Raw genomic sequence first — 16872 nt, 5'->3', positions numbered from 1 at the left:
AGTCAAAGGGGTCGACTGAAGTTAACACCGTCAGATTGTGTTTACAAGTAGCACTGCCTTATCGAGGACGCCGATTTGTGGGCAAACCTCAGCCCTTCATGGGGAGAGGGCTGGCGAGAGGGGTGGTTTGGCTAGGAGCCACGAACACCGAAGCCAACGGTTTGGTCCAACACGACACCTCCCCTACTCCGCGAGCCGCGCCTCCACCGCCGCCACCCGCGCCGCATGCACCCGATCCTTGATCAGGCCAGGATTACCAGCGCATTCCCGCGCCACCGCCCCCGCATCCACCGAAGCCGCCGCCTCCAACGCCATCAACAGCCGCGCCGTCTGCGGATACGCCCGGTCCTCAAACCCAAGCCGCCCCCGCGCATCCGCCTCGCAAGCCTGCAGCGCTTCGGCAAACCGCGCCGGCTTGCGCAGGGCATCGCACCGCTCCAGCAAACGCGTCAGCGCGGCAGCGCCAAACGCCTCGGAGCGATGGATATTGCCGTGCTCGCGCGCCACCACCACCGCCAGGTCACGGCACTCGGTCGGCACGCGCAACCGCTTGCAAACCGCCTCCAGCAATTCCACGCTGCGCTGCTCGTGGCCGAGATGGTGCGGCAGCACATCCTCAGGCGTGGTGCCCTTGCCCAGGTCATGCACCAGCGCGGCAAAGCGCACCGGCAGCGAGACGCCCATCGCGGCAGCGGTATCCACCACCATCATCACATGCACGCCGGTATCCACCTCCGGGTGGTAATCGGCCCTCTGCGGCACGCCCCATAGCCGTTCCAGCTCGGGCAGCAGCCGCGCCAGCGCGCCGCATTCGCGCAGCACCTCGAACATGCGGGAGGGCCGCGCCTCCATCAGGCCGCGCGCGAGTTCCTGCCAGACGCGCTCAGCCACCAGCGCATCGACCTCGCCGGCTTCCACCATCCGGCGCATCAGCACCAGCGTCTCCGGGGCTACCGTGAAATCGACAAAACGCGCGGCGAAGCGCGCCACGCGCAGGATCCGCACCGGGTCTTCGGCGAAAGCGTCCGACACATGGCGGAACAGCCGTGCGGCTAGGTCGGGCTGCCCGCCGTAGGGATCGATCACGGGGCCGGTGAGCGCGCCGTCATCGCCCACCGCTTGCGCCATGGCGTTGATGGTGAGGTCGCGCCGCACCAGGTCGTCTTCCAGCGTCACGTCCGGCGCGCAATAGAACGAAAAGCCCTTGTAGCCCGCCGCGGTCTTGCGCTCGGTGCGGGCCAGCGCGTATTCCTCCCGGGTCCTGGGATGGAGGAAGACGGGGAAATCCTTGCCTACCGGCTTGTAGCCTTCGGCTTCCATCTCGGCCGGGGTTGCGCCCACCACCACGTAGTCGCGGTCCTGGCTCGACAAGCCCAGCAGGGCGTCGCGGATAGCTCCGCCTACGGCATACACCTGCATGGACGAGCTCAATGGTTGATCACGACCGCGTCGGCGCGATCGGGGACGAGGCGATAGGGCTCGTCGGAGGCGAGAAAATCGCGCTCTTCATGGGCATCGGCGATCCATGCCTGCATGGCCGGCAGCGCCAGGATAAAGTCCGCATATTGCTTGGCGGCCTCGGGCAGGTGGATGCCGTAGGTGGCAAAGCGGCTGACCACAGGCGCGAAAAATGCGTCGGCGATGGTGAACGTGCCGAACAGGAACGGGCCGGCGCCAGCGTGGCGTGCGCGCAGGCCTGACCAGATCTCGGCGACACGGTCCACGTCGCGCTGTACCGCTACGTTCCAGCCCATGCCGGGCAGCACCGCGGTGACGTTCATCGGCAATTGGCTGCGCAGGTTGCCGAAGCCCGAATGCATCTCCGCGCAGATCGAGCGCGCGTGCGCGCGCTCGGCACGGTCGGCCGGCCAGAGCTGCTTCTCGGGAAAGGCCTCGGCCAGGTATTCGGCGATCGACAGCGAGTCCCACACGGAGATATCGCCATCGACCAGCACCGGCACCTTGCCAGCGGGCGAGTGCCGGGCAATCGCTTCGTCAAATCCGGCCACGAACAAGCGCACCTTGACCTCCTCGAACGCAATGCCCGCCTGCCGCATCAGCAACCAGGGGCGCAGCGACCAGGAAGAGTAATTCTTGTTGCCGATGACGAGCTTCATCGCAAAATCCTTGCAGGAAACGTGGGGGGAGGGAGCGGCCGGGGCAAGCCGCAGCGCGAAGCGTGCGGGCGGAACCACATCCCGGCGAACGAACCATTGTAGCCAGCCGCGCAGAGCGCCTCCAGCGAATTACGCTCGCAGCGATGTGAATCCAGGTCACAAGCGCAAGGCCGAACCGGGCCGACCCGGCCCTGCCTGCGGCTCAACGATACCCGCTGCGCCGCAGTCCCAGCATGACGCTCTCGTGCCCACGGCCCGCCAGCACATCGGTCATCACCACCTCCAGCCCCACCGGCTGGCGCAGGCCAAGCTCGGGCGCAATCGTCCCGTGCATGACATTGTCGAGCCGCATGGAGTCCAGGTTGTCGCGCGTCATCACCGGCGCGCCCGGCATATGTTCGAGGATGGCTGCCTGCACGCGGGCCAGGGCGTCGGGCAGGTGCAGGACCGGGCGCGGGTGCCCGCTGGCGCGGCCCGCAAAACGCACCAGCTCCTCTAGCGTATAGACCTGCGGCCCCGCCAGGTCGTAGCCGCGGCCGATGGTGGCCGGGGCCGCCATGGCGTTGACCATGGCCTGCGCCACGTCCTGCACGTACACCGGCTGGAACTTGGCTTGCGCGCAGGCGAGCGGCACCACCGGCGCCAGTTCCTGCATATGGGCAAACAGATTGAGGAAATGGTCGTCGGGGCCAAATATCACGGACGGACGGAAGATGGTCCAGTCCAGAGCGCTCTCGCGCACCACGCGCTCGCCGTCGCCCTTGCTGCGCAGGTACATCGACGGGCCGGCACTGTCGGCGCCCAGCGCGCTCATGTGCAACAGCCTGCGCACGCCGGTGCTGCGGCAGGCCTCGACGATGCGCCGCGGCAGGTCCACGTGCGCCGCGGCAAAGGCAGCGCCGTAGGGCTCGGCGCGTTCGCCGTGGAGAATGCCGACCAGGTTGACCACGATGCCGTCGGTGCCCAGCGTGCCGATGGCGGCATTCAGCGCGACATCGTTTCTCACGTCCAGCTCGATCACCTCCACGCGCGGCAACAGCAGCAGGTGCTGCGCATGCTCGGCGTCGCGGGTGGCGACCACGATCCGCTCGGGGTCGAGAGGCGGCTCCACGACGGTGCCCGGCTCCAGCGGCGTGGCCGACGCGGTGGCAACGCCCGCCAGCCGGGCCACCAGGTGGCTGCCGAGAAAGCCGGCCCCTCCGATCACTAGAACGTTGCTGGTCTGCATGGATCTCTCCGTGGCATGGGACGACTGGCGCACGCTCCAGGGCTGGAGCACGCGCCGGCTGCCGCATCGGCCTGCAGAACGCGCTGCCTCTAAGGCGTTAAAACCTCAGGGCAGGCTGGTCGTGGTGACCTGCGACGGCGACACCACGCCCAGGCGATCCTTGAGCGACTGCGGCCGGCCGCTCATCAATGCAGCATAGTACGTGGCGTTCGACAGTACATTCTTCACGTAGGTCCGGGTCTCCGAGAACGGAATGGTCTCGGCGAAGATCGCACCCTCGACCGCGCGCGGCAAACTGGAGCGCCAGTTCTTGGGACGGCCCGGGCCAGCGTTGTAGGCGGCCGACGCCAGCGTCCAGGAGCTGTCCAGGTCGGTAAACACCATGCTCATGTAGTTGGTGCCGAGCTGGATGTTGATATTGGGATCGCTCATCATCGAGGGCGAGAAATCGCTCATGCCGATCTTGCGCGCCACCCACTTGGCGGTCGCCGGCATCACCTGCATCAGGCCGTGGGCCCCCGCCGAGGAGCGCGCGTTCATGATGAAGCGCGATTCCTGGCGCACCAGGCCATAGGCCCACGCCATATCCAGGCCCACGTCATCGGTGGCGCGCTGCATGATGTCGCGGTACGGCATCAGGAAGCGCAGCGAGAAGTCGTGCTCGGCCTGGGTGCGGTCGGCCGTGTTCACGGCGCGGTCCAGCAGCTCGATGCGGCGGGCGTAGTCGGCAGCGGCCAGCAGTTGGCGGTCGGTCATGCCGCGCAGCTCCCAGTTCCATTCGCGGTTGCCCTCGAAGCGCAGGTTCAGGTCATAGAGCTTCTGCGCGCGCAGGAAGCCCGGGCGGGTGCGCATGGCATTGACCTCGGCATCGCTGACCGCCGTGCGTGCCGGCAACACGATGCGATTGCCCAGTTCCTCGCTAGCCAGCTGGCCATAGAAGTTGAACTGGCCGGCAATCGACTGGAATTGTTTCTCGGCCTCGGCGCCGCGGTTGTCCGCCTTGAGCGCGCGGCCGTACCAGTACGTCCAGGCCGGGTCCTTGGCGCGCAGCTCGGGGCGCATCAGCTCCACCGCCTGGCGCACCTGCTTCCAGTCGCCCTGGCGCAGCGCGGCGCGCACGCGCCACTCCTGCGTTTCGTCTGACAGCCACTGGTTGCCGCCCAGGTCCATCTGGCGGCGGTAGTAGCCGGCCGCCTCGGGCGCGAGCTTCTTGGCGGCAAACTGGCCGATCACGCCCCAGCCAGCGCCCTGCTCCTCGCGCGACAGGCTGCCGGCGTTGGCGCTGAGGTAGGCCGCGGCCTGGGAGGGATCGTTGCGCGCCATCTTGACCACGGTGGCGAGGGCGTCGCTGTCGCCGCGCGCGTCGGGCACGGTGGCGGCGATGCGCCCGGCCAGCGTCACATAGTTCTGCTCCAGCGCCTGGCGTGCCTGGAAGGCCGCGTCGCTCGGCTCGATCTGCTTGCTTTGGGCCAGGTAGCCGATCAGGTCGACACAACCTTCGCCGTAGTAGCGTGGATCGCTCAGCGCCACGCGTGCATCCGCCGCCACGTTCTGGCCCTTGAGCGCGCGCGACAGCAGCGCGTAGCACTCGACCTGCGTATCGTCCTTGAGCACGAACTGCGGGTATTCGGCATCGAACTTGGCCCAGTCGCGCTTCTTGCCCAGCACCAGCAGCCAGTCATTGCGCATGCGGTCGGCAATGGCCTCGCCCTTGTAGCGCTGCAGGAAGGCGCGCACCTGGTCGTCGGGGGCATCGATGCGGGCCAGGCCGCTGGCATCGAACATCTGCGGCTTGATGCGGAAGTACTCGACGTAAGACGAGATCGGGTAGTCCACCAGCGTGGCCGAGATGGCGTCGGTGCGTGCCACGTCGTTCTTGCGCGCGGCGTCGCGCAGCGCCACGAAAGCGTCGTCGGGGTCGCTCGGGATGGCGAGCGACTGCGATTGGGGTTGCGGCTGGGGCCGTTTCTGCGCAAATACCGGCGTGGCAAGCAGTGCGCACGCGATCGCCGCCAGGGCGGCCTTGGCCGCACGCTGCGGATATACTCCCTTCGGCATTCTTCTTCCTTGTTGTGACGGCCGGACAACACCTTTCGAGGGCGCGCATCCGACCGTGCAATGTTTGGTCAACTACAGACATTATCCCACGCAGCCATGCCCAGCGACGACGTTCGCAGCCCCCCCGGCGAGTCCGGAAAGCCTGATCCCGGCATGCAGCGAGCGGCGCTGCGGCGCCAGTTGCTGGCGCTGCGCGGCGCCTTGGCGCAGCGCAGCGCCGCCGACGCCGGCATCGAAGCCGCGCTGGCCGCACTACTGGAGCGCCTGCCCGTGCATCGCCTTGGCTTCTACTGGCCAATCCAGCAGGAGTTCGACGCCCGTGGCGTGGTCTCGCGCTGGCTGGCCGGCGCCCCCGGGCGCCAAGCCGCCCTGCCGGTGGTGAGCCGGCCGGGCGCGCCGCTGGATTTCCACCTTTGGGAGCCGGCTACGCCGATGGTTGCCGGGCATTACGGCATTCCGGTGCCGGACGGCACGCCGCCCTTGCAGCCTGACGTCCTGCTGATTCCATGTGTCGGTTTCAGCGGGGATAAGTTCCGCCTGGGATATGGCGGCGGGTTCTATGACCGCACGCTGGCGGCGCTGGCTGCCGGGGGAAGCCGGCCGGTGGCGATCGGCATCGGCCATGAGGCCTGCCGGATTGCGCTGGTGCCGCAGGACCATGATTTGCCGATGGATTGGGTGGTTAGTGAGGGGGGGGTGTTTTGAGGGATTTGTGATACATCCCGTTGCGGGGTTGGTCGCTGTTTCTTTGATTGGCGTTGGCGTTTGCACCCAAAAGCCGTAGACATCGCCCTGCGGGGTTGGTCGCTGTTTATTTCGTCGGCGATGGCTGTTGAACCCAAAAGCCATACGACATCCCCCTGCGGGGGCTGCCGGTCACTCTTCTTTGCGCGGCAAAGAAGACTAACGAGAAGAAAGCCGCCCTGCCGGGAGCAGAGCAATAAGGCTCTCGAATCTCGGTGGTTTCGTCGTACGGCCCAGAGTGCCGGCTGGCATCTGCCGGTACCGGCTTGACCGGCCACGAACCTGCCAGCCTCCGGGATTCACGGTGGGGCCCCCGGTAGCAGACATCACTTGCTTCAAGCCGTCTGTCGCTCGCGGAGTGGCCGGCCACGAAGTTGCAGGCGCACCGGTTCCGTCGTGGGCGCGGTGGCACTGGGTTGATAAGCCCGAGACCTTGACCACCGCGCCCGCCCCACCACGAAACCATTGACGGGGGATGTGTCGTGGTGCTTCGCACCGGTAACGGCAGATGTGCGAATGGGCACCGCAAACGAGGTCAGGGGCCCCACGACGAAACCCATGGGTCATGCCATTGCGATGCCCTACGAGCCGGTAACGGCAGATGTCAGCAGTACTGCGGCCGTACGACGAAACCAGCGTCCTGCGCACTCGCGATGGCTCTGCCCCCGGCAGGGTCGGCTTTCTTCTCGTTAGTCTTCTTTGCCGACGCAAAGAAGAGTGACCGGCAGCCCCCGCAGGGGGATGTCGTATGGTTGTTGGGTGCAAACGCCACCGCCGCTCATAGAAACAGCACCCAACTAAAAACCTCCCCCAGGCACCAACTCATCCACCAGATCCCGCATATGCCGCCAATGCGACCCCTCCCAAAACACTCGCTGGCAGCAACCGCACGTCACGAAACGATCCTGCCGCGCAAACACGCCCGCCGGCACGCGCCCGTCCACCTCGGCCTTGTCGATCCGTTGCAGCGGCACATTGCAGTCCAGGCACAGCGAGAACGGTCGCGCGCTGCGGGCCAGGTCGAGCCGCGCGAAGATCTCCCGCAGTTGTGGCGTGGCCTTGATGGCGCGCACGTAGCAGCCATGGGTGACTCCCCGCCGCTTGAGCAGCTCGCGGTCCCGCGTGAGCACGATGCGGCCCTCGCGCATGGCGATGGCCTCGATCTCGCTATCGGCGTAGTGGTTGTCGTAGAGGGTGTCGAAGCCGGTCAGGCGCAGCAGGTGCGCCAGCCCGCCCAGGTGAGCGTCGGCAACGAAGCGCGTGGTGCGCAGCGGCTCGGCGCGCACGCGCAGCAACGGTGTGATGTCGAAGGCTTCGAAGCGGGGATAGACCGAGACGCGGTCGCCATCCTGCAACAGGCGCTCGAAGCCGCATGACTCGCCGTTCACCAGGATCAGCTCGACCTCGGTGTGCGGCACGCCCAGCGCCTCGATCATGTGCTTGACGGTGGCGGCGCGCGCGCAGGCGCATACGCAATCCCGGCCGCGCTGCGCGCGCGGCAGGAAATCGTTCAGTTCCTCGTAGAAACGAAACGTGGCGGTGACGGTGGCCATGGGCCAAAGTATGCCACTGCGTAGCGGCGTTTCAGCCGTTCAGCCGGCCTGGTTGGCCAGCCGCAGCGTGGATTCCACCGACAGCCGTGCCCAGGTGGTCATGGCCTCGGCCGATTCCAGGCAGGCCGGTGGCGCGCTCAGGTAATGCAGCATGGAGATCTCGCGTCCGTTACGGCTGTAGCGAAACGGCTCGCCGCCCTCGGCCTCGAAGCGGCCGCGCGTCTTGTCGTCCACCTTCAGGAAGCAGCGCCCCCCCAGCACCAGCGCGAACACCAGGCCGTCGTAGTACAGCGCGTGGCCGCCAAACATGCGGCGCGCGGTGATGGGCCCGATGCGCGCCGCCAGCGGCCCCATCAGTTCGAGCAGGTGGTCGATGAAAGGGTCGGGGCGGCGGGCGGGCATCGCGCTTCGGGCAGGCAGGTGCCTTAGAGCTTCAGGCGTTGCCAGATGGCCTTGGTGGCGCTGGCCGTGTTGAGCGTATAGAAATGCAGCCCCGGCACGCCGGCCGCGAGCAGGCGCTCGCACAGCGCGGTGACCACGTCCAGGCCAAAGGCGCGGATCGACTCGCGGTCGTCGCCGAAGCCTTCCAGGCGCTTGGCCACCCAGCGCGGCACTTCGGCGCCGCACATCTCGGAGAAGCGCATCAGCTGCGAGGAATTGGTGATCGGCATGATACCCGGCACGATCGGCACGTCCACGCCCATGGCACGCACGTCGTCGACAAAGCGGAAGTACGCGTCGGCGTTGAAGAAGTACTGGGTGATGGCCGAGTCGGCGCCAGCCTTGACCTTGCGCACGAAATTCTCGAGATCGTGGCGGGGCGACTTGGCCTGCGGATGGTACTCGGGATAAGCCGCCACCTCGATGTTGAACCAGTCGCCGGTCTCGGCGCGGATGAACGCCACCAGCTCGTTGGCATAGCGGAACTCGCCGATCTCGCCCATGCCCGACGGCATGTCGCCGCGCAGCGCGACGATGTGGCGGATGCCGCCCTCGCGGTAGGTCTTGAGGATATCGCGGATGCTCTCGCGCGAGGATCCCACGCACGACAGGTGCGGCGCGGCCTCGATGCCTTCGCGCTGGATCTCCAGCACGGCATCCAGCGTGCCCTGCTGGGTGGTGCCGCCGGCGCCGAAGGTCACCGAGATGAACTTGGGCTGCAGCGGAGCGAGCTGCGCACGCGTGTTGCGCAGCTTCTCGGCGCCCTCCGCCGTCTTGGGCGGGAAGAATTCAAAGCTGAAGTAGCGGTCTTGCATGATGGTGGCGCGCCGCCTATGGCGCGGCGCGCTGAAAAATTGGCATGGGACGCCGGACGGCGTCAGGCGCTGCGGCGTTCGCCGAGCAGCACGCTCGACAGTGCCCAGGAAATCACGCTGTAGAGGATCGAGCCGAGCAGGGCCGCGCCAAAGCCGGTGACCACGAAACCGGCCAGCAGCTTGCCCACGAACAGGAACAGCAGCGCGTTGATCACGAAGATAAACAGGCCAAGCGTCAGCAGCGTCACCGGCAGGGTAAGGATCACCAGGATCGGGCGGATCAAGGTGTTCACCAGGCCAAGCACCAGCGCCGCGATCATGGCCGAGCCGAAGCCGCCAAGATGAATCCCATCGATCAGGCTACCCACCAGGAACAGCGCGGCGGCGTTGATGATCCAGACGGCCAACAATCTCATGACGGCTCCTTCGCTTGGGCAAGACGGATAACGGATTCAGGGCAGGACGCCAGCGGCGCGCGGGCGCCGCGGGTTGACGAGCTGGCGGTCGATCGGAAACGGATCAAACAAAGATCAATTGCAGATCAACCGCTGATCAGCGAATCAATAACGGTAGTGATCGGCCTTGTACGGGCCTTCCTTCTTCACGCCGATATAGGCTGCTTGCTGCTCGGTCAGCTCTGACAGTTGCGCGTTCAGCTTCTTGAGCTGCAGGCGCGCGACCTTCTCGTCCAGGTGCTTGGGCAGCGTGTAGACGCCGACCGGGTACTTGCCGCTTTCACGTTCCTGCCACAGTTCGATCTGGGCGATGGTCTGGTTGGCGAACGAGCTGCTCATCACGTACGACGGGTGGCCCGTGCCGCAGCCCAGGTTCACCAGGCGGCCCTTGGCCAGGATGATGATCTTCTTGCTGGGTTGGTCGCCAACTGCCGGGAAGACCACGTGGTCGACCTGCGGCTTGATCTCGTCCCACTCGTACTTTTCCAGCGAGGCGATGTCGATCTCGTTGTCGAAGTGGCCGATGTTGCAGACAATGGCCTGGTCCTTCATCTTGGCCATGTGGTCATGGGTGATGACGTGGTAGTTGCCGGTGCAGGTGACGAAGATGTCAGCCTTGTCGGCAGCGTATTCCATGGTCACCACGCGGTAGCCTTCCATCGCGGCCTGCAGTGCGCAGATCGGGTCGACTTCGGTCACCCACACCTGGGCCGACAGGGCACGCAGTGCCTGCGCGCTGCCCTTGCCCACGTCGCCGTAGCCGGCCACCAGCGCAACCTTGCCGGCGATCATCACGTCGGTGGCGCGCTTGATGCCGTCCACCAGCGATTCACGGCAGCCATACAGGTTGTCGAACTTGCTCTTGGTCACCGAGTCGTTGACGTTGATGGCGGGGAACTTGAGCTCGCCCTTTTGCGCCATCTGGTACAGGCGGTGCACGCCGGTGGTGGTTTCCTCGGTCACGCCCTTGATGGCGTCCAGGTTACGGCTGTACCAGGACGGGTCCTTGGCCAGCTTTTCCTTGATCGCGGCGAACAGGAAGGTCTCTTCCTCGCTGCCCGGGTTGGCGATCAGCGATGCATCCTTCTCGGCGCGGGCGCCCAGGTGCAGCAGCAGCGTGGCATCGCCGCCGTCGTCCAGGATCATGTTCGGGGTGCCGCCATCCTTCCAGTCGAAGATGCGGTGGGTGAAGTCCCAGTATTCCTTCAGCGATTCGCCCTTGAAGGCGAACACCGGCGTGCCGGAAACCGCGATGGCCGCGGCAGCGTGGTCCTGGGTGGAGAAGATGTTGCACGAAGCCCAGCGCACATCGGCGCCGAGCGCCACCAGCGTTTCGATCAGCACGGCGGTCTGGATGGTCATGTGCAGCGAGCCGGCGATGCGCGCGCCCTTCAGGGGCTGGGCAGCGGCGTACTCGTCGCGGATGGCCATCAGGCCGGGCATTTCGGTTTCGGCAATGGCGATTTCCTTGCGGCCCCAGCCGGCGAGGCCCAGGTCGGCCACGAGGTAATCGTTCTTCAGGTCAGTCACTGCGTTCATGTTTCACTCCGATGAAGAGTGGCGACGAAGGACGAGTGCGGGGAAATACGGCCGCGCCATGCAAGGATGGTGAAAACCAAGGCCATTGCATAACGGGCGGATAGGTCGACTCGCCTCCGTGTGTGTGCCACGGATCAGCGAGCGCCGTTGAAGACAGTCCGAGCCTGGCGAATGGCACAATAAGGCCCATTCGTTGCAACGCTCCTCGGAGTGGCGGTATTGTAGCCTGCCAAAAGGCGCCGCGCATTGCCACCCACACGATTTTTATTTGCCGCCCGTCCGATACATGACCCAGACGACACACCGCCCCCCGCGCACCCTGACCATCGCCGGCTCCGATTCCGGCGGCGGCGCCGGCATCCAGGCCGATCTCAAGACCTTTGCCGCGCTGGGCTGCTTCGGCATGAGCGCGATCACCGCCATCACGGCGCAGAACACGCTCGGCGTGTCCGGCGTGCACGCCATCCCGGCCGACATGGTGGCGGCCCAGATCGACGCGGTTGCCAGCGATATCGGCGTGGATGCGGCCAAGACGGGCATGCTGGGCACGGCCGCCATCGTCGAAGCGGTAGCCGCCGCGGTGGACCGCCATGGCATCCGCCAGCTGGTGGTGGACCCGGTGATGATCTCCACCTCCGGCGCCACCCTGGCCGACGACGCCACCACCCAGGCCATGGTGCGCCTGCTGTTCCCGCGCGCCGTGCTGGTCACGCCCAACCTGCCTGAGGCCTCCTATTTGCTGGGCCGCAAGATCACCCGGCGCGACGAGATGGAGCAGGCCGCACGCGACCTGGTCGCGCTGGGCTGCCCGGCGGTATTGCTCAAAGGTGGGCACCTGGATCCTGCGGATGCCGGGCTGGACGACCTGCTGCTGGGCGCCGATGGCACCGTGCGCGTGTTTTCGCACCAGCGGGTCGACACCCGTAACCTGCATGGCACAGGCTGCACGCTGGCGGCGGCCATTGCCGCCCAGCTGGCGCGGGGCGATGCGCTGAAAGATGCGGTGGAGGTGGCGCTGGATTTCGTGGCCGATGCGATTGTGGCGGGCGCGGATTTTGCGCTTGGGGCGGGCAACGGACCGCTGAATCACGGCTTTGCGCCGCGGGTGCTGGGGTAAAGCAAGCCAGTGGCACCGGACGAAACCGCCGAACAGACCAAAGCCGCGCGCCATGACGACGGCAGTCGCTCCCTCTCCCCCGGCCCACAAGTGGGAGCGCGAGCGAACCAGCGGTATGATTTGCGCCCCAGCCTGACATCCGCCACGCCATGCCTACCCTAGCCCATATCGACCTGCGCACCGACCCCGCTGCCGCCCTCTACCAAAAACACGAAGTAGTCCAGGTGGCCTTCGCCAAAGAACCCGGCGAACTCATCAGCCTCGAAGGCCCCAACCGCTACCAACCCGGCGACGCGATCATCACCGGCTCCACCGGCGACCGCTGGGTCGTATCCCGCGAGCGCTTCGACCCCAAGTACGAACCCCTGCAAGCCGGCACGCACGGCCAGGACGGCGCCTACCAGAACATCCCTGGCGTGGTGCTGGCCAGACGCATGGACGAAGCCTTCAGCATCGCCCGCTCCGCCGGAGGCGACGTGCTGCACGGCGCGGCCGGCGACTGGCTGATGCAGTACGCGCCGAACGACTACGGCATCGTCCAGCAGGCCCGCTTCGCGCAGGTCTACCGGCCGGCACCGAGCCAGGCCTGAAGCTTCAGTTCCCGCCGCTGCTCAGCGGCACCAGCTTGAACGCCGCGCGCGCCACGCAAACCACTTCACCAGCGGCGTTCTTCACTTCGCCCTCGCAAAACGCGATGCGCGCCCCGCGCCGCATGCAACGCGCTTCCAGGTGCAGCTCGCCCCGCGCGGCGGCGAGGAAGTGCGTGGACATATCGATGGTGATCACGCCGGTTTCCAGCGGCGCGTGCGAGCGCGCGGCGCCACTGAGCGTGAAATCCAGCGTGGCCATCAAGGTGCCGCCGTGCACGTCGCCCCGGCTGTTGACCAGGAACGGGCTGGCCGGCAGGCGCGTGCGGCACAGGCCTTCTTCCATCTGCACGGGCTGCAGGCCGAGATGACGCATCAGCGGGATGTCGATGCCGAAATAGGGCTTCTCGGGCGTGCCCGGCGCCACCGGGACAATCTGAGCGGTGCTTTCCAAAACAGTTCTTCCTTATTGGCGTTATGCGAGTTCCACCACCGCCTGGCCCTCGGCGACGGCGTCGCCTTGCTGCACCAGGATGGTCTTGACCACGCCAGCATATTCGGATTCGAGCGGAATCTCCATTTTCATGGACTCGATCATCATCACGGCGTCGCCGGCCGCAATGGTAGCGCCAACTTCGATATGGATGGCGCAGACATGGCCGCTCACCGCGGCTTCGATCTTGTTCATCAGGCAGCTCTCTGGGTAGGTTGTTGATTCTCTGCGGCGGGCGTAGCCAGCACGCGCTGGGCCAGCGCGGTATCGATGCGCCCGGCCAGGAAATCGGGATGCGCAAGGACGCGCAGGATGAAAGGGATATTGGTCTTGACGCCGGCGATGGTGAAATCTTCCAGCGCCGCGCGCAGCGTGGCAATGGCCTCGCCGCGATCGGCGCCGGTGGCGACCACCTTGGCCAGCATGGGGTCGTAGTACGGCGTCACGCGGGCGCCTTCGGCGTAGCCGGTCTCCACGCGGATGCCCGCGCCTTGCGGCGGGCGGAACACATCCAGCGGGCCGGGCGACGGGAAGAAGCGCACCGGGTCCTCGGCATACACGCGCGCCTCGATGGCGTGGCCTTGCGCAGGCACCGCGCCGCCCGGCAGCACATCATCGATGCGCTCGCCGCGCGCCAGCCGGATCTGCGCGGCCACGATATCCACGCCGGTGATCTGCTCGGTGACGGCGTGCTCCACCTGCAGGCGCGTGTTCATCTCCAGGAAGACGAACCCGGTCGCCGGGGTGTGCAGCATTTCCACCGTACCGATCACGTCGTAGCCAATGCCGGACAGCAGCGCCGAGAGCTTGGCCGCCATGGCCTCCACCTCGGCGCGGTCGAGCCCGTGCGCGCGCGCTTCCTCGATGACCTTCTGGTGGCGGCGCTGCACGGAGCAATCGCGCTCCCACAGGATGCGCACGCCGCCGCGGCGGTCGGCCAGCACCTGGAACTCGATATGGCGCGGCTGCTCGACCAGCTTCTCCAGGTACAGCTCGGCCTGGCCGAAGCTGCGCTGCGCCACTGAGCGCGCCTGCTGCCAGCCGGCGGCCAGGCCGGCCGCGTCGCGCACGGGCACCATGCCGATGCCGCCGCCACCGCCGGCCGGCTTGATCAGCACCGGATAGCCGATGCGCTGCGCCGCCGCGGCCACGGTATCCATGTCGTCTGGCAGCACCTCGGAGCTGGGCGCCAGCGGCATGCCTTGCGCGGCCATGAAGGCGCGCGCTTCGGTCTTGTGGCCAAGGCGCCGGATCCAGTGCGGGGACGGGCCGATGAAGCACAGGCCAGCTGCCTCCACGCGCTCGGCGAAGGCGGCGTTTTCCGACAGGAAGCCGTAGCCCGGATGTACCGCATCGGCGCCGCTGGCGCGCGCGGCATCCAGCAGCTTGCCCTGGTCCAGGTAGCTGGCCAGCGGCGGCGCTTCACCCAGGCGCAGCGTGATATCGGCCTCGCGCAGGTACGGCAGGTCCGCGTCGGCATCGGAGTACACCGCGACCGATTCCAGGCCCAGCCCGCGCAGCGCGCGGATGATGCGCGCCGCCACCGCGCCGCGATTTGCGACCAGCACGCGGCGCAGTGGACGTACCGTTTCATAAGCGTTCGTCGTGGCGTTCATGACGTCTCTCCCGCGCGGATCACCACCGCATCCACCAGCACCGGCGCCACGCTGCCGCGGCTCACCATGACCGGATTGGCGTCCACCGAGCGTACCTGCCCCTGCGCGCGCGCCATCCAGTCGCCCAGGCGCACCAGCATTTGCGCCAGCGCATCCAGGTCGACGGCCTCCATGCCGCGCAGCGCGCCGAAAGCACGCGCAATGCGCAGCCGGCCGATGGCCTCGCGCGCCTGGCTGGCGTTGAAGGGCGCGACGAGGAACTGCACGTCGTCGATCGCTTCGACCAACACGCCGCCCTGCCCCACCATCACCACCGGCCCGTAGACGTCGTCGATATGCGCGCCGACAGCCAGCTCGAAGGCACCGCGCTGCTGGCGCGCAATCAGCACGCCGCCGTGCTTGACACCTTCGCTCGCGGCCAGCCCGCGCAGCTTGAGGTCAAGCTCGGCAAAAGCCGCCAGCGCCTGCGCTTCGTCGGCAAGGCCGAGGCGCACCAGGCCGAGCTCGGACTTGTGCGTGATATCGGGCGAGACGCCCTTGGCCACCACCGGCGCGCCCAGTTCGGCCAGCGCGCGGCGCACATCATCCGCGCTGTGGCACAGGCGATGCGCCACTACCGGCAGGCCCGCCTGCGCCAGCGCGGCCAGGCTTGCCACTTCGTCGAGCGATACGCCGGTGGCGCCACCGTCCTTGGGAAAGGATGGCGGCAACGCGGCGGGCTCCGCCAGTGCCGAAGCATTCACTGCCACATGCTGCGCCAGCATGCCGAGCGCACGCATGGCCGCGCGTTCGCTGTCGAATACCGGCACGCCCTGCGCGCGAAACGCCTGCGCTACCCATTCCTGGTTGGCGCCGACCGCCACCGGCACGCCGCTGGCCGAGGCGAAGCGTCCGGTCTGCGCGGAGAAGTCGGCAAAGTCGTAGCCCTCGCCGCCGATGGGAAAGCCCACGAAGATCATGTCGGCCTGGCGCTGCGCGGCTACCACGTCCAGCGTCTGGCCGTAGATCTGCGGCTGGCCCAGCAATGCGGTGGTCATGTCGATCGGGTTGCGGGCCGACACGAAGGAAGGAAGCACTGCCTTGAGCGCGGTAGCGCCCTCGCCTTCGAACTGGCACAGCGAAAGCCCTTGGTCCTCGGCCGCATCGGCCGCCAGCACGCAGGTAGCGCCCGAGTTGCTGATGGCCACCACCTTGCGCCCGCGCGGACGCTGCCCGCCGATAAAGACCTGGCTGTACTCGACCAGCTCGCGGAAGTCCGCCACGCGCTGGATGCCGTGCTGGCGCAGGAACGCATCGGCCAATGCGTCCTCACCGGCCAGCGCGCCGGTGTGCGAGCTGGCGGTGAGTTGCCCGGCCTGCGTGCGGCCAGCCTTGACGGCGAGGATGGGGATGTCGCGCTGATGCGCGATCCGCGCAGCCTGCGCGAGCACCGCCGGGTCCTTCAGCGATTCGATATAGAGCAGCAGCACGCGGATGCCCGGATCGGCCGCGACCGCGCGCAGCACCTCGGCGGCCGTGATGTCCGCCTCGTTGCCGGTCGCCACCATGTAGCGCACGCCGATGCCCTTGCGGCGCAGCCCGCCATAGACAATGGAGGAACCCGCGCCGCTCTGGCTGACGATGGCCACCGGGCCGTCCTGGCCCGCTTCCTCATTGATCATGGTGGAGAAATGCAGGATGGCACCATCGCGGAAGTTGGCCACGCCCTGCGTATTCGGGCCGAACAGGCGCAAGCCGCCCACGCGCGCACGTTCGACCAGCTTGCGTTGCTGCGCGGCGCCAGCTTCGCCCAGCTCCGCAAAGCCGGAGGAATAAATCACCGCCGCGCGTGCCCTGACCGCCAGGCACTGGTCGATGGCCTGCTCGACTTCCTGCCCCGCCACGCTCACCACCACGAGATCGGGCGCATCCGGCAAGGCAGCCAGTTCGGGATACGCCTGCAGGCCCTGGATCTGCGCGCGCTTGGGATTGACCGGATACACGCGTCCGGCAAAGCCGTAGCGGCGCATGTAGTCGATGGGCCGGCCGCCGGCCTTGATGGGATTGTCGGAAGCGCCGAGGATGGCGACCGAGCGCGGAGCCAGCAACTCGAGGATGTTGTCGCTCATC

General features: G+C 67.1%; 16 protein-coding genes and 1 riboswitch. Of the genes, 3 read left to right on the top strand and 13 right to left on the bottom strand.

The genetic code is table 11. The annotated features are described in order from the left end of the window. Window positions 1–183: 183 nt before the first annotated feature. From ACYP5B_RS40990 to ACYP5B_RS40975, 4 genes are all read right to left on the bottom strand, one after another. A complete protein-coding gene (locus ACYP5B_RS40990) occupies window positions 184–1419 on the bottom strand; it encodes a multifunctional CCA addition/repair protein (protein ID WP_459573448.1) in 1236 nt (411 codons plus the stop codon). 8 nt (window positions 1420–1427) lie between these two features. Continuing rightward, entirely contained in the window at window positions 1428–2117 is a 690-nt protein-coding gene (locus ACYP5B_RS40985; RefSeq protein ID WP_400091353.1) for a glutathione S-transferase family protein, read from the bottom strand. Window positions 2118–2319: 202 nt separating this feature from the next. Further along, complete coding sequence (locus ACYP5B_RS40980; protein ID WP_459573447.1) at window positions 2320–3345, bottom strand: complex I NDUFA9 subunit family protein; 1026 nt, start codon at window positions 3343–3345, stop codon at window positions 2320–2322. A 105-nt stretch (window positions 3346–3450) separates the two neighbouring features. Beyond that, the gene (locus ACYP5B_RS40975; RefSeq protein ID WP_459573446.1) at window positions 3451–5403 is read right to left on the bottom strand and encodes a lytic transglycosylase domain-containing protein; all 1953 of its coding nucleotides are present in this window, start codon (window positions 5401–5403) and stop codon (window positions 3451–3453) included. Between the two features lie 153 nt (window positions 5404–5556). Between ACYP5B_RS40975 and ACYP5B_RS40970 the strand changes: the two genes are divergently transcribed. Further along, complete coding sequence (locus tag ACYP5B_RS40970; protein WP_459573449.1) at window positions 5557–6108, top strand: 5-formyltetrahydrofolate cyclo-ligase; 552 nt, start codon at window positions 5557–5559, stop codon at window positions 6106–6108. Between the two features lie 836 nt (window positions 6109–6944). Here the strand turns inward: ACYP5B_RS40970 and ACYP5B_RS40965 are convergent. The 5 genes from ACYP5B_RS40965 to ahcY form a co-directional block, all read right to left on the bottom strand. Beyond that, the gene (locus ACYP5B_RS40965; protein WP_400091348.1) at window positions 6945–7700 is read right to left on the bottom strand and encodes a Mut7-C RNAse domain-containing protein; all 756 of its coding nucleotides are present in this window, start codon (window positions 7698–7700) and stop codon (window positions 6945–6947) included. 39 nt (window positions 7701–7739) lie between these two features. Next, window positions 7740–8102, bottom strand: coding sequence for a TfoX/Sxy family protein (locus tag ACYP5B_RS40960; protein ID WP_267605275.1), 363 nt, complete (start codon window positions 8100–8102; stop codon window positions 7740–7742). A gap of 23 nt (window positions 8103–8125) precedes the next feature. Next, the gene (gene metF, locus ACYP5B_RS40955; RefSeq protein WP_267605274.1) at window positions 8126–8956 is read right to left on the bottom strand and encodes a methylenetetrahydrofolate reductase [NAD(P)H]; all 831 of its coding nucleotides are present in this window, start codon (window positions 8954–8956) and stop codon (window positions 8126–8128) included. Between the two features lie 62 nt (window positions 8957–9018). Next, window positions 9019–9372 (bottom strand): phage holin family protein, encoded by a 354-nt coding sequence (locus ACYP5B_RS40950; RefSeq protein ID WP_150989950.1) that lies wholly within the window; start codon window positions 9370–9372, stop codon window positions 9019–9021. A 144-nt stretch (window positions 9373–9516) separates the two neighbouring features. Next, window positions 9517–10950, bottom strand: a complete 1434-nt coding sequence (ahcY, locus tag ACYP5B_RS40945; protein WP_459573445.1) for an adenosylhomocysteinase — start codon at window positions 10948–10950, stop codon at window positions 9517–9519. Window positions 10951–11082: 132 nt separating this feature from the next. Continuing rightward, window positions 11083–11163: riboswitch (S-adenosyl-L-homocysteine riboswitch) on the bottom strand. 73 nt (window positions 11164–11236) lie between these two features. Between ahcY and thiD the strand changes: the two genes are divergently transcribed. Together thiD and ACYP5B_RS40935 are read left to right on the top strand one after the other, a co-directional pair. After that, complete coding sequence (thiD, locus tag ACYP5B_RS40940) at window positions 11237–12067, top strand: bifunctional hydroxymethylpyrimidine kinase/phosphomethylpyrimidine kinase (RefSeq protein WP_318234682.1); 831 nt, start codon at window positions 11237–11239, stop codon at window positions 12065–12067. Between the two features lie 149 nt (window positions 12068–12216). Beyond that, the gene (locus ACYP5B_RS40935; protein WP_318234681.1) at window positions 12217–12657 is read left to right on the top strand and encodes a PGDYG domain-containing protein; all 441 of its coding nucleotides are present in this window, start codon (window positions 12217–12219) and stop codon (window positions 12655–12657) included. Between the two features lie 4 nt (window positions 12658–12661). On the opposite strand, the gene ACYP5B_RS40930 is transcribed toward ACYP5B_RS40935, so the two are convergent. Genes ACYP5B_RS40930 through ACYP5B_RS40915 form a run of 4 tightly spaced genes read right to left on the bottom strand, consistent with a single transcriptional unit; the run spans window position 12662 to window position 16871 of the window. Next, the gene (locus ACYP5B_RS40930; protein WP_459573444.1) at window positions 12662–13108 is read right to left on the bottom strand and encodes a PaaI family thioesterase; all 447 of its coding nucleotides are present in this window, start codon (window positions 13106–13108) and stop codon (window positions 12662–12664) included. Window positions 13109–13129: 21 nt separating this feature from the next. After that, window positions 13130–13342 (bottom strand): acyl-CoA carboxylase biotin carboxyl carrier protein subunit, encoded by a 213-nt coding sequence (locus ACYP5B_RS40925; RefSeq protein ID WP_267605269.1) that lies wholly within the window; start codon window positions 13340–13342, stop codon window positions 13130–13132. After that, window positions 13342–14763 carry an acetyl-CoA carboxylase biotin carboxylase subunit gene (locus ACYP5B_RS40920; protein WP_459573443.1) on the bottom strand — a complete coding sequence of 474 codons (1422 nt, stop codon included), beginning with the start codon at window positions 14761–14763 and terminating at the stop codon, window positions 13342–13344. Before ACYP5B_RS40920 ends, ACYP5B_RS40925 begins: the two co-directional genes overlap by 1 nt. Further along, window positions 14760–16871: an acetate--CoA ligase family protein gene (locus ACYP5B_RS40915; protein ID WP_459573442.1), complete on the bottom strand. Its 2112-nt coding sequence runs from the start codon at window positions 16869–16871 to the stop codon at window positions 14760–14762. Before ACYP5B_RS40915 ends, ACYP5B_RS40920 begins: the two co-directional genes overlap by 4 nt. Window position 16872 lies beyond the last annotated feature (1 nt).

It is taken from the genome of Cupriavidus sp. 8B (genome assembly GCF_054589115.1).
Note: the sequence above shows the minus strand (reverse complement) of the source record. Positions and strands in the feature narration are given on the sequence as shown.